This is a genomic window from uncultured Gimesia sp. (genome assembly GCF_963972345.1).
Classification (GTDB): Bacteria; Planctomycetota; Planctomycetia; order Planctomycetales; family Planctomycetaceae; genus Gimesia.
This window is the reverse complement of the sequence record NZ_CAXAVM010000197.1, coordinates 1-12,634: the sequence shown is the minus strand read 5'-3', so window position 1 is coordinate 12,634 and position 12,634 is coordinate 1. Positions and strand designations below refer to the sequence as shown.

Sequence of the window (12,634 nt, the reverse complement as noted above, 5' to 3'; positions counted from 1 at the left end):
TTCCGTTCAAAGACCTCACGTTCGAAGAAGTTCTGGCGCTGTTCGTACTCAGCCAGGACCTCGATAAAACCATCGTGGGTTTACCCCTGGATGGGATCGCCCGCTCCGCGTCCGCCAAAATTCTGAGCAGTCTCCCCGATGATCTGCGCGAGCATGTTATCGAAGCGGCCCGGTCTGTTTCGGTCTGGCTGACTCCCTGTAACCCGTCGATGCGGAACGAAATTCATTATAAAACGCTTCTCAAAGCAGTCACATCCAAACAAAACGTGCGTATTCACTATGACTGCCCCAAAGAACAAAAGACGGTTTCAACCATGTTGAGCCCGTATCATATGCTGTATTCAAATCGCGAGTGGTTTGTCATAGGACGCTCCTCAGTCGATCGAGGCATCAAAGTTTTTCCGGTTCTGAAAATCAAGAAATCGGAACTGCTCGATGAAACCTTTAAAAAACCTTCCCGCTTTAAACTGGAACGCTATCTCGGAAAATCCTGGGATCCTGTCCGGCACTCACCCAGGGCGGTATCTGTGAAAATTCGCTTTCAAAGCTACGTCGCGCAGACTGTCTCTCATATCAACTGGGATCAGTCACAGGAAATTCGTACACTCAAAGGGGGTGATATCGAGTTCCGGGCACGCGTGGAAAATCTGGATCAGCTGACTGACTGGCTGTTGAGCTTCGGGAATCAGGCGGAAGTGATTTCCCCCCCTTCGTTACGCAAACTGGTCAAAACCCGCATCGCGGAAATGGCACAAATTTATACCAGCCCCGCGCGTCGAAACTGATTCCTGAAATCGCTGTGAACTTCACTGGATTTCAACTGTCCTGTTTTTCAAAACCCCTGCAAACAGAACAGAATGATTTTATTGTGATCGCGCATGTATACTAATCCTGACTTCCCAACCGATAATTCTGTGAAACCTCTCAAAATCCCGCATCAAGCTACTGACCTGCCTCACCATTAGGTTTACTATTTCAGGGTAGAAAAACCGTACCCCAGAGCAGGAAATCTGCCATTTTCCGCTTGAACAGCGCCCCAGAAAGTGTGTCTGACCGCAGCCATCGCGTATGATGTCACCAGCCACGCTGTTTGAATCCGGTGAAGCGAGATGCAACCCGTTTTGAGGATATCCCGTTCATCAGACCAGGGTCGCCACGGGTTTCAGAAATGAATTCGGGAATGGCACTGCTCTCAGTTATCAGCCCGTTTTACGGGTAGTAATAAAGTGGAGATTCTCTCCACAGTCAGCTAAATGATTGTATCGAAGTGAGGAAAGACAAAATCATGTCAGATGGAATTCAATTCGCGGCACGGACAACCGTCGAGCAGGTGGAAGAAGGAAATGAACTGGCCCCGAAATTTGATCAGGACGGTTTGATTCCTGTAGTCACGACCGATTATACATCGGGTGAACTGCTCATGCATGCTTATATGAATGAGGAAGCGCTTAAGAAAACGATCGAACTGGGCGAAGCCGTTTACTGGAGCCGCAGCCGCCAGGTACTCTGGCACAAGGGTGCCACCAGCGGCCTGGTACAAAAAGTCAAAGCACTGCTGATTGACGACGACCAGGATACCATCTGGTTACGCGTTGATGTCATGGGTGGTGGTGCCAGCTGCCACGTCGGGTATCGTTCCTGTTTCTACCGTCGTGTGCCTGTCAGCGATGAAATCAAAGACAAAGGCCTCGCGCTGCAGTTCACCGAAACAGAAAAAGTATTCGACCCCAAAGAAGTCTATGGAGACGCTCCCAATCCCACAAAACTGTAAACCGTCCAACGAACACAGGTGACTTATGAGCCAATTCAGTCGACGTGACTTTCTCGCAGCCTCCCTGGCAGCGACCGGTACTGCGTTTTCCCTGGAAGAGTGGGCCTGCGCCAATCAGGCAGAGACCACCCGCAATCCAAATCTGCATATCGCCGCTTTCCGGTTTGACGTGTCTCCTCCCAAAGGGCATTCCCTCTGCGGAGGCTGGATCAAACCGGTCGTGGGGTATGACGATTCACTGGAAGCCATTGGCTACGTCCTGCTGGGTGCCGGCAAGCCGATTGTGGTCTGCGCCGTCGACTGGACAGGCCTGTTGAACGACGCGCATATCGCCTGGCGAACTGCCCTGGCCGAAGCGGCCGGCACAACCATTGATCGGGTCGCCGTACAGTGTGTGCATCAGCATAATGCTCCTTTCGCCTGCCTGAATGCCGAGCAGATCATCCTCGAACAAGGCGACCTGCCCCACATCGTCGAGCTCGATTTCTTCAACGAATGTCTCGATAAAGCCCGTAAGGCAGTCACCGCGGCGATCCCCAAAGCAGAGCCCGTAACGCATGTCGCACACAGCCAGGGGAAAGTCGACAAGGTCGCCTCCAACCGCCGGATTGACCGCGACAAAAATGGCAAGATCGTCCGCATGCGCGGCAGCAGCTGTAAAGATGAAAGTCTGCGGAGCATGACCGAAGGAACCATCGACCCGTTCCTGAAAACGATTGCCTTTTACAACAAAGATAAAAAACTGGTCTCCTGCCATTACTACTCGACACATCCCATGAGCTATTACGGCGACGGACGCGTCAGCAGCGACTTTACCGGCATCGCCCGCAAGCAGCGTCAGCAGGAAGAACCGGGCTGCACGCACATTTATTTCACAGGGTGTGCCGGGAATGTTTCAGCCGGTAAATACAACGACGGCACCAAGCCCATGCGGGAGATTCTGGCGAAGCGAATTTATGATGGTATCATCACTTCCGAAAAAGGGCTCAAACCCGAACCGGTCGGGCAGCTGACCTGGAAAACTCATGATATTTTACCTCCCGTGAGAAGTACTTTTAGCGTAGAAGAACTGACGAAGACGATTTCCAACAAAGACAACAGCGTCGTCAACCGGAATCGGCCTTCCTTCATGCTGGCCTGGTTACAGCGGGTCGAAAAGAAAATCCCGATTACGCTCAGTTCACTGCAGATGAACGACATCAAAACGCTGCACTTGCCGGCGGAAAGCTTTATCCAATATCAGCTTCGTGCCCAGAGCATTCAGCCCGATCAGTTCATCGCGACAGCCGCCTATGGAGATGGCGGCCCCTGGTATATTCCGGTAGCAGAAGAATATCCCGCAGGTGGTTACGAAGTCAGTGTCGCCTTTTGTGATCCCGGTATCGACGCCGTGATGACGCAGGGTATGAAATCTCTGCTGGACAGTTAATAATATCAATCAACGTATTTACGAATCACGTTTATTACGAGGTCGAAATAATATTATGGGTATGACAATCATGCGGCGGATCAAGTTTAATGCGGGTCACCGCTTATTCCGCCATGAAGGGAAATGCCAGTTTTTTCATGGTCACAATTACGTGGCCGACTTTTACGTCACCGGTCCCGATACGGACGCGGTCGGGCGGATCATCGACTTTGCGCACCTCAAAAGTCTGCTTAAAGGCTGGATCGATGAAAACTGGGACCACGGCTTCCTGCTCAACATCGAAGATGAGAACGGCTTAAACGCGATTCGCATGGTCGAGCCCACTAAGTACTTCGTTCTGCCTTACAATCCCACGGCGGAAAATATGGCCCGCTACCTGCTGGATGAAGTCTGCCCGAGCCTGCTGAATGATCTGGGAGTCCAGGCTGTAAAAGTCGTCATCTGGGAAACCGAAGAATCGTGTGCCGAAGCGACCATCGAGCAGAAAGACAAGTCCGAACACAGCCTGCTGGATGCGTTTCAGACCGATTCCTTTCCGACGGGCCTGCACTGGTAAGCGCTGCTGATTCAATTCCACGATTTCAAGCAAACAAAAAAAGCTCTGGACTGATCTGGTCCAGAGCTTTTTTAATTTATCATATCTGCTTCGCAGCTTAGTCTTCTGCCACGTAAGGCAGCAGACCGATGAAGCGGGCTCGCAGCACGGCTTTACGCACAGCACGCTGATACAGGGCTGAGGTGCCGGTGCGACGACGAGGCAGAATACGTCCTTCACGATCCAGGAGAGAACGCAGGGTTCTCAGATCCTTGTAATCGACATAGACGGGACGTGGGATGTTACCATCCGGGCAGAACCGGCATTTGAGCTTCTTTTTCAGACGAGCTCGTTTTTTCCGCCGCTTGACAATCTCTTTACGTGATAAACCGACTGACATTCTGTTTTCCTTTTTCATGCGCCGTAAACTGGGGACACCCGAAAGCCGGGGCGACGCTGATTTCATGTTGCTGGCTGGAATCGAAGATCACACTCTTCGATCTCGTGGGAACGATCAGCTTACCAGCTTGATTTTTTCATACCGGGGATCAGGCCATCTAAAGCCATATCCCGCAGAGCGATACGCGAAATCTGGAACTTGCGATAGTTACCGCGGGGACGTCCGGTCAGCTGACACAGACGACGGAGACGGGTTTTGCTGGAACTACGGGGCAGTTTAGCAAGCCCTTCGTAATCACCTTTAGCAACCAGTTCAGCCCGTACAGCGGCGTACTTTTCAACCAGCTTTGCGTTTCGTTTCTGTTTTTCAATCTTCGATTTGGAAGCCATTTATATACCTTCTGCGACAAATTCCAAAATAGGGAACGACAGTTATACTGCCTGCCCCGCCAGATCGTCAACTTGGCGGGCTGTTTTCAAAGCAAAATCAACTAAAAAAACACAAACTTCAACGCGAAGCCCCACAGCCGGCCAGCGAAAAGTGTACATGCGCGCTATTTTTTCTCTTTGGGGGGCTGTGGTCGAAAATATTTCATGGACTCCACCACCACCGTGCGGCGGGTCGCGATGCGTACCAGCAGCGACAGAAAATAGTTTCCCCACCCCGAAACGGTATACTGCCGCTTCTTCTCCAGCGCCTTCAAACCGGTTTTGACGACCTGGTCCACGGTCTGATAACGGTGTTTCTTCAACCAGCCTTCCACGCCGGCAACATCGAAAAATTCGGTCTGCGTGGTTCCCGGACACAAAGCCGTCACAGTCACTCCCTGATCCCGGGCCTCCGCCCACAGGCCTTCTGTGAAGTGCAGCACATAGCTTTTACTGGCAGCATACGCCGACATATACGCAACCGGCTGAAACGCAGCCACAGAGGCAATGTTGATAATCCCTCCATGTCGCCGCTTCATCATCTCGGGCAGATAAAAATAAGTCAGGTCTGTCAGAGCACCGATATTCAACCTGACCATCTCCATCACCCGCTCGCGATCAGTCGACGCGATATCGGAAACGACACTGAAGCCCGCGTTATTGATCAGCAGTTCCACCTGCACGCCCCGCGATTTGACTTCCTCATACAGTCGGGCAGGGGCTGCCTGTTCGGACAGATCCAGCACCACCACTTCCGTTTTTGTGCCATGACGGGTCAACAGCTCTGCTGCCAGTTCTTCCAGCTTCTCTTTGCGGCGGGCAGTCAACACCAGATGCATCCCCCGGGCAGCCAGCCGGTGTGCAAACTCCAGGCCGATTCCGGATGAAGCACCCGTAATCAGAGCCCATCGATCAGAATATTCATCTATCACTGCTGACTCTCCAGAAGTATCCTGTTTGGAGACTGAGATTTTCCATTTCGAAAAGAGGTCGGGAAGAAATGCTGCCCGCGTCCCCGGAGATCGTAATTCAATTTCCCTCTGTTGAAAACCCCGTAACCACTGATAATAAACTTACTTTGATCGATTTTTCACCCTTTTTAATTTGAGTTTCCACTCCAGAATCAGAATTCGAGGAGAAAAATGACCCCCGCAAACAGACTCAGCCGCGACGAAGTACGCAGTGTTGACCAACGCACCATCGAGGAATTCGGACTGCCCGGCATCGCCTTGATGGAGAACGCAGGACGAGGTGTGTTCGAACTGCTCATTTCACTCAAAGCAACAGGGCCTGTAAAAATCTGTGTCGGCAAAGGCAATAACGGCGGCGACGGCTTTGTCATCGCCCGGCATCTGGATAATGCCGGGATCCCCGTGGAAATCTACCTGCTGGCGGATCCCTCAGAACTCAAAGGGGATGCCGCCACCAATTTTCACGTCGCCCGGCGCATGCAGATTGCCATGCACGTCGATCCCGGTCTGAAGCAGCCGCAGGCGTTCTGCGATTTCCTGAACTCGGCCGACTGGATTGTCGACGCTCTGCTGGGAACAGGCGTGCAAGGCACCATTCGCGAGCCGTTTTCAACCGCGATTTCCTGCATCAATCAGGCACCGGGTTTTAAGCTGGCAGTGGACTTACCTTCGGGACTCGACTGCGATACCGGACAGCCACTCGGCGAATGCATTCACGCACATCAGACCGCGACCTTTGTCGCCGAAAAACAGGGTTTCGCCAATCCCGACTCCCGTCAGTACACGGGCACCATCCATGTTCTGCAGATCGGTGCTCCTCAGCAGATTCTGAGGGATCTGCTGCAAAAACAAGATTCCAGGGACATTTGATCCGTTTTACACTCTGCTGGATATCACGCAAACTCAAAAAATGGCCCGTTTCAGTAAAACGGGGGTTCTCAAAACCGCTTCTCACGCTGTATATTAGACGGTGTCCAGTTTTACTGGAGCGTCTTCAAGGTCACCTGGACCGAGCATCATAAATTGAAAGACGCTCTGGTGAAATGTGACGCGCTTTAGCTGGCAGACGCTGAATGCGATTTGCAGGATCTGCAGCCACTGATGGCTTTCTCATGTCATTCCCTGTGAACTGAAACAGGGTTAGGTTCGTCTCCATGGACAAAAATTTCTGGTACCTGAAAAACTGCGATCTCTTTGAACGCTTAAGCCAGGATCAGATTGCGCATGTCGAACGCAACTCCTCCGTGCGAAATTTCGCACGCGGAAATATGGTTTATCTCCCCACCGAAAGCAGCGATTCGGTTTACCTGCTGCTCTCCGGAAGAATTAAACTCTATCACCTGACCAGCGAAGGAAAACAGGCGCTGCTGGCATTAATCGAACCGGGTGAGCTCTTCGGAGAGCTGGCCATTCTGGGTGGTGGCGAACGCGAAGAATATGCCGAAGCCATGCTCAAAGCCTCGATTCTCCGCATTCCCGGCCAGATCATTCAGGACCTCATGGAACATCACGCCACCGTTTCCCTGGGTGTGACCAAGCTGATGGGATTACGACGCCAGCGGATCGAACAGCGGCTCAAATCACTGCTGTTTCGCTCCAACCGGGACCGCCTGACTCATTTACTGCTCGAACTGGCAGAAAAATATGGGCGCTTCACAAATGAAGGCGTTCTGATCAACATTAAACTCTCGCACCAGGAACTGGCCAGTATCATCGGCAGCACGCGGGAAACCGTGACCGTGCTGCTGGGCGAACTTCAGGATGAACGCAGCATCGATATCCAGAAGCGACACATTATCTTAAGGAAAGCCAGGTACCTCGCACATTCGATTGATTTTAAACTGACACCCGCCTTCCAGTCGAAACCAGATCAATCGGGCGAATTCATTCTGAGAGGAGCGGAAGCCTGACTGAAACCCCGCCCTTAACACCATGTGAGTTCAAATGCAGGGAAACTGTATGCTATCTCACAGATCACACAGGCATTGGCTACGATAATAAAAGTAAGGGGAAACGTCCCAAACGAAAGAAAGCAGAATTCCTGCTGATGCAGCAGGAGGTTTGAACATGAACAAAAACAACCCAACGCAATCATCAATGGAAACCGAAACCGAGTGGCAGTCCTGCGCTCCGGGAGACCTCTGTCAGTTTGTGTCCGTCATGAAAAAACGGAAACAGATCAGCCACCTGATTACCGGTGCCGAGATCCTGACCGTCTGCCTGGTTGTCGGGCTGATCGGCTTTGTAGGGATGTATCAGATTTCCGGCTCCTCAGGCGATCAGATTGCCGGTAAAAAAATGCCAGGGGGCATTAACTGCCAGCAGGCCCTCGATTATGCGGGTGACTATGTGGCGCACCGACTCGATCAAAATACCGAGCACCAGATGCAGGTTCACCTCGCCCATTGTCCTAAATGCCAGAAAAAGGTTGATGAAATCGAAGCAAATATGCACAATAACCCGGCTCAGCTGAAAGCCGCCCGGCAGAATCAGGCTGAGTGGGAAGCGTATGTGCTGGCTTTGAATCATTGAACTTCTGCAAAGCCTCTCTGATTGACCGTCCGGCACTTTGAACTTTGATGCCTGGTTCCCTGAAAGGATTGAGGGAATGTCTGTGGAAGAAGAACAACCAGCCAGCGACGATACCAGCTCCAACGAAGACGACTTTCTGGCCGCCTTCTCTGCCAGCAGTCAGGTCGACGAAGAACTGGACGCCGATTACGAACGGACGCTGGAAGCCATTGAAGCGGTCGAGCGCGATTTGAAACTGCCGGACGAAGCGGCCGTCGAACAAGCAACCGAACAACCGAAGACCAGCAGCACATCGGTAAAACGCGAAGCCCGCATCCCCCCGCGACAGATCATCGAAGCCGCCCTGTTTGTCGGCGGCAAACCGCTGACCACAAAAAAGCTCTGCTCCCTGCTCAACGATGAGTATTCCTCGTCCTATGTCGACGACCTGCTGGACGACATCAATCGTCAGTACAACGAAGAAGCGCGCCCCTATGAGATCCGGATGGAAGAAGGGGGCTACCGTCTCATTCTCAGGCACGACTTCGAACGCATTCGCAACCGCGTGTATGGCTTCGGCCCTAAAGAGGTCAAGCTCTCACAGGACGCACTCGAAGTTCTCGCGCTCGTCGCCTACCAGCAGCCGATCAGCAAAGAGCAGATCATCGAAGCCGGCAAAGACAAAGCCAACGGCATCCTCCGTCAGTTGCTCAGACGCGAACTGATCGCCATCGAACGGGCAGATCAGAAAAAAGCGGACGTCAAGTACATCACCACCGCCCGCTTCCTGCAGGTCTTCGGCTTAGGCAACATCGAAGAACTGCCCTACAGCGAATCGTTGAGTCATAAGTAAATCATCAGATGCGATACTGGCCCATGACCACAATATCCTGATACTCGCCATCGATGCATCTCGCAAACCGCTTCACGCCTTCCACCTGATAACCGTGCTTTCGATACAGATTCAGCGCGACTTCGTTAGTGGAAAACACTTCCAGCTCCAGTCGTTTCAATCCCTGTTCCCAGGCATGCGCCATCGCGCGTTCCAGCAGTTGATTACCAATTCCCTGTCCCCGGCATTCCGGCAAGACTCCCATGCCCAGCCGCGCTACATGCCTGACAGTTTCGCGCGCGTGGGGAATGAGGTCGGCCCAGCCCACGATTCTCTGCTCAACCAATGCCACATATTGCGCATGGTTCTGTTCGATGTTATGCCTGACATAGGCTTCCATGTTCTCCAGTGAAGGAGGCTCCACGGTCAGCAGGTATTTCCTCTCAGCCGCCACGCGAGTTAATGCTTCACGGAATCCGGCAAGGTCATCCAGTTCGATTTGTCTGACTCGGAAATTCATCGTTCTGACTCATACTGCGAATTAGAATATTGAGACCAGATTTCGATATATTATACGAAACCGGTTCCATCCTGTCAGACACACTGCAGTGAGAACAGGTTCTCTATCCGTTGAACAGGTCATGTCGTTCGTTCCTGCTCCGGGAGTGTAGATCACTCTGATCTTCGCAAAACCCAGAGCCGCTGCCCGGCCCAGACGGCAACCCCCAGCCAGGCAAACGACCACAGCCCCAGTGAACGGTACATCGCCATCCGTCCTTCCATGCCACCCGCATTGCGCGGCAGAAATATTTCGCCTACAACCAGACTCGCAAAGCCGAGCAGGGCACACAGAGAAAATACAATGCAGAAGACCCAATACTGTGTACGACTGATGGGATACTGTTTCATAACTCTCTCTCTTGAAAATACTAAAGGATGGAGATGGTATTGCTGCTGAATAAATTCGCGTCATTCCAGCAGTAACTCCAGCCATTGTTTTCCGCCACAATGAATTCGTTTTTTGACTCCCCGCTCCAGATTAGATCGAATTTCCAGCGTTTCAGTTCGAACCAATTGTGTCTGAGGATCTGCCGAGTCCACACGTTCGCCGACTTCCAGTTTCAACGCGGCACGAAATCGCTTCTGTTTCAAAGGCTTCAGTTTTCCCGTTAGTTTGACCCCAAATTCCAGCGGAGTCTCACCCTGGGCCGCAGGTAGTTCGCCACCAGCCAAATAATGAATCTCTTCATTGTCTGCAAACAGGATCGTAAATTCCGCCAGCCCTTTGGGCCGTTCGTTTTGCTCATACAGTCGCACGCTGAGCGACGACTTGTCTGTGTCGCTCAGTGGCTCACAGGTCTTTGCAACACGCGATCCACTTAACAACAGTAAAACGCAGCAGGTAATTCGTATCAGCATGGGATCTCCTTTTCCTCAATTAACCGCCGTGATGTTTGATGACTGCATTAATCCCCCGCACCTGGTCGCGCCAGGGAATCCAGTGATACGCATTGTCTCTGGTAAAATACGAGCGGATGATCTCAGGTGTCACATCATCTGCCAGCGCGCTCGTCATTCTTCGTACGCGAATCAGTTCGTAACCAATCACCAGCAGAACGATCACGCCGCCGCCACTGAATCCGACCAGACACCCTATGATCAGAAACGGCCAGTTAATTAACGCGGGATACAGATCGATTTTTTTCACTGATCACTCTCATTCAGGATTCGCGAGCTTCTTTTAAAATCCATTTTACTAGCGCACAACACAGTCTGGCAAATGCGCTTTCATATCTTTCAGCACTTGAGCATCAAGAACGGTAGCATCAATTCGTAGTTCTTCTAACTGCCGGAAATCAACCTGCGCTTGCAGTTCCAGATATGTTAGCTCTGCTCGTGATACTATGAACTTCCATCTTTGAAAAAACATTAAATATAAACGGCATGACCCAGGTAACCCATCAGAATCAACTGAAAGTAGTACCACTCTTCCAGATTCCCGTCGACCGGTTCAGCGATTTCTAATATACCCGGTTCCAGTTCCCGGATCGCAGGTGTCAGCTTTTCTTCCGCATACTGCCAGCGCAGCTTCACCAGTTCAGCGGCTTTTTTTGATTTCGACAGATAAACGGCCTTCGCTGTCTGATCCTGTTGCGGATCGAACCAGAACACAAAGCCGATGGCTCCTTCGTCAGGAAGCACACTCACGGCACCTTCATCAAATGGGGATGTCGGATCTGTTTCACTGAACTTTAAACTGAAATGACGCAAACCCCACACAGGAGCCGTCGCGTTCAGGAATTTCCATTCCTTCAGCGTGTCGGGAAAGGCCCGTTTCGGCTGCTCTCCCTGCATTCGTTTCAGCATCTCTTCCAGATAACTCTGATTTGTGGCGCATAACAGCATACCTGCGCGAGGCTGGGCCAGATACAGTGTCCAGTCGTCGCGTTCCCAACGGTCCGTGAAGACGGCGATGTTTAACTTTCCTAGCTGAATGGTTTTTTCTGCTTTCTGCAGACAGACCTTAAACGCATCCCCTACGCTCTGATGTGAATCCTTTTCAAATTGAAGTACCTGACATCCCTCATAAGGCAGTAATCCCAAACCTTCCGGAACCGTGAACCGACGACTGCCTTCTACTGCCAATGTGATTTTCTGCCCCTGCAGTAACTCGTACAGGGATTCACCCTGAAACTGCAACGTAAGAAACAAGGGCAGAGCGCGGGTCGAATCCAGAAATGAATGGGTCGGAAAAGTTGCTTTCTTAAATGCAAACGGTCCCTGTGACACTATCAGAGATTCACTGTCGGGCGGCAGCCATTCTACAATCTCCCTGACAGCGACCGATATTCCAGGTTTCGGCACTGCCAGCTCACGTGCGGGACCAGCCCCCATCAGTAGAAAAGAAAATATCAAACACATTCGGACCAGCATCAGAAACTCCCTTCAATGCAGGTGGGTTACCAGAAGCCGCCTCATTCCTTCAATCATCCTGTAACAGCACCGGACACAAATCATCATAGATCGTTGGCGGCACCAGGCCGTCCCGGATCGAAGCCAGGTCTGCACCCGCAAACCAGGTTATCTTAAACGCCGCACCGTCCGACTCAATCCCTTCTGCCGGCAAGTCAGCTTTTACAGCATCAGAAATACGGCACAGGTAATGATACATGATTTCATGTTCGGGAACCCCATTAAATTCGAAAAGGGATTCATGAAAATTGAGGAACTCGAGAGTCTGACCAGTCACACCCAGTTCTTCAAACAGTTCCCGCGCAGCAGCTTCCTGCAGCGTTTCCCTGAATTCAACGCCCCCGCCTACGGGAATATAAAACTGAAATTTCCTGATGGGATCATAGCCCTCAGAGAGCAACACCTGACCCCCGTGGATCAATGATATAATGACTTTGTTGCGAATCTGCATTTTTCTCTCCCTCATTCTCCCTTTCACAATCATCTGCATAAACGGCACTGTGAAAATCGGGTCACCTCAACTGCTCAAACTGGACTTGACCCCGCCGCGCCGCTGGCGATAAGCACCTAACTGAGTCGCGCGCGTGCCCAGTTTACAGTGCACCAAAACACACGCCACTTGTTCTGACTCTTCACTACAAAAGAGCCTGTTTTTTCCCGATTTGCACTGCCTGTAACCACACCTGTTCGTGATGTGAGCCTGCGGGTCGCCACACATCGCAAAGCTTCGCCCCGGCACCGCCCCGACGTCGCAGCAGATCGGTCCCCTGTCAACCCGTATCGC

Annotated in this window: 17 protein-coding genes; 8 read left to right on the top strand and 9 right to left on the bottom strand. The window is 51.8% G+C overall.

Translation table 11 applies throughout. The annotated features are described in order from the left end of the window. From AACZ40_RS23795 to AACZ40_RS23780, 4 genes are all read left to right on the top strand, one after another. Positions 1–785 (top strand): WYL domain-containing protein (locus AACZ40_RS23795; RefSeq protein WP_339676106.1); only part of this gene is annotated, 785 nt, incomplete at its 5' end. Between the two features lie 500 nt (positions 786–1,285). Continuing rightward, a complete protein-coding gene (gene hisI, locus AACZ40_RS23790) occupies positions 1,286–1,771 on the top strand; it encodes a phosphoribosyl-AMP cyclohydrolase (RefSeq protein ID WP_291173657.1) in 486 nt (161 codons plus the stop codon). A gap of 25 nt (positions 1,772–1,796) precedes the next feature. Further along, on the top strand, positions 1,797–3,200 hold the full coding sequence (locus AACZ40_RS23785; protein ID WP_291173660.1) for a hypothetical protein: 1,404 nt from the start codon (positions 1,797–1,799) through the stop codon (positions 3,198–3,200). A 55-nt stretch (positions 3,201–3,255) separates the two neighbouring features. Next, positions 3,256–3,756 carry a 6-carboxytetrahydropterin synthase gene (locus AACZ40_RS23780; RefSeq protein ID WP_291173663.1) on the top strand — a complete coding sequence of 167 codons (501 nt, stop codon included), beginning with the start codon at positions 3,256–3,258 and terminating at the stop codon, positions 3,754–3,756. A 97-nt stretch (positions 3,757–3,853) separates the two neighbouring features. On the opposite strand, the gene rpsR is transcribed toward AACZ40_RS23780, so the two are convergent. From rpsR to AACZ40_RS23765, 3 genes are all read right to left on the bottom strand, one after another. After that, a complete protein-coding gene (gene rpsR, locus AACZ40_RS23775; RefSeq protein WP_044236819.1) occupies positions 3,854–4,135 on the bottom strand; it encodes a 30S ribosomal protein S18 in 282 nt (93 codons plus the stop codon). A gap of 119 nt (positions 4,136–4,254) precedes the next feature. Continuing rightward, positions 4,255–4,524 carry a 30S ribosomal protein S14 gene (gene rpsN, locus AACZ40_RS23770; RefSeq protein ID WP_002644987.1) on the bottom strand — a complete coding sequence of 90 codons (270 nt, stop codon included), beginning with the start codon at positions 4,522–4,524 and terminating at the stop codon, positions 4,255–4,257. Positions 4,525–4,688: 164 nt separating this feature from the next. Then, the gene (locus AACZ40_RS23765) at positions 4,689–5,495 is read right to left on the bottom strand and encodes an SDR family oxidoreductase (RefSeq protein WP_291173679.1); all 807 of its coding nucleotides are present in this window, start codon (positions 5,493–5,495) and stop codon (positions 4,689–4,691) included. Between the two features lie 210 nt (positions 5,496–5,705). Here AACZ40_RS23765 and AACZ40_RS23760 point away from each other — a divergent pair, with 210 nt between their 5' ends. The 4 genes from AACZ40_RS23760 (at position 5,706) to AACZ40_RS23745 (ending at position 8,898) form a co-directional block, all read left to right on the top strand. Further along, positions 5,706–6,404, top strand: a complete 699-nt coding sequence (locus tag AACZ40_RS23760; protein WP_291173681.1) for an NAD(P)H-hydrate epimerase — start codon at positions 5,706–5,708, stop codon at positions 6,402–6,404. 284 nt (positions 6,405–6,688) lie between these two features. After that, positions 6,689–7,444, top strand: coding sequence for a Crp/Fnr family transcriptional regulator (locus tag AACZ40_RS23755; RefSeq protein WP_291173684.1), 756 nt, complete (start codon positions 6,689–6,691; stop codon positions 7,442–7,444). 157 nt (positions 7,445–7,601) lie between these two features. Further along, positions 7,602–8,066, top strand: a complete 465-nt coding sequence (locus tag AACZ40_RS23750; protein WP_291173687.1) for a zf-HC2 domain-containing protein — start codon at positions 7,602–7,604, stop codon at positions 8,064–8,066. Between the two features lie 76 nt (positions 8,067–8,142). Next, complete coding sequence (locus tag AACZ40_RS23745; RefSeq protein WP_291173689.1) at positions 8,143–8,898, top strand: SMC-Scp complex subunit ScpB; 756 nt, start codon at positions 8,143–8,145, stop codon at positions 8,896–8,898. A 4-nt stretch (positions 8,899–8,902) separates the two neighbouring features. On the opposite strand, the gene AACZ40_RS23740 is transcribed toward AACZ40_RS23745, so the two are convergent. The 6 genes from AACZ40_RS23740 to AACZ40_RS23715 form a co-directional block, all read right to left on the bottom strand. Next, positions 8,903–9,397, bottom strand: a complete 495-nt coding sequence (locus tag AACZ40_RS23740) for a GNAT family N-acetyltransferase (protein ID WP_291173692.1) — start codon at positions 9,395–9,397, stop codon at positions 8,903–8,905. 152 nt (positions 9,398–9,549) lie between these two features. After that, on the bottom strand, positions 9,550–9,786 hold the full coding sequence (locus AACZ40_RS23735) for a hypothetical protein (RefSeq protein WP_291173695.1): 237 nt from the start codon (positions 9,784–9,786) through the stop codon (positions 9,550–9,552). A gap of 60 nt (positions 9,787–9,846) precedes the next feature. Next, positions 9,847–10,296 carry a hypothetical protein gene (locus AACZ40_RS23730; RefSeq protein ID WP_291173698.1) on the bottom strand — a complete coding sequence of 150 codons (450 nt, stop codon included), beginning with the start codon at positions 10,294–10,296 and terminating at the stop codon, positions 9,847–9,849. Positions 10,297–10,315: 19 nt separating this feature from the next. Continuing rightward, positions 10,316–10,585, bottom strand: coding sequence for a hypothetical protein (locus AACZ40_RS23725; RefSeq protein ID WP_291173701.1), 270 nt, complete (start codon positions 10,583–10,585; stop codon positions 10,316–10,318). 221 nt (positions 10,586–10,806) lie between these two features. Continuing rightward, positions 10,807–11,811, bottom strand: coding sequence for a hypothetical protein (locus AACZ40_RS23720; RefSeq protein ID WP_291173704.1), 1,005 nt, complete (start codon positions 11,809–11,811; stop codon positions 10,807–10,809). A gap of 49 nt (positions 11,812–11,860) precedes the next feature. Next, the gene (locus AACZ40_RS23715) at positions 11,861–12,301 is read right to left on the bottom strand and encodes an NUDIX domain-containing protein (protein WP_291173706.1); all 441 of its coding nucleotides are present in this window, start codon (positions 12,299–12,301) and stop codon (positions 11,861–11,863) included. Between the last annotated feature and the right edge of the window lie 333 nt (positions 12,302–12,634).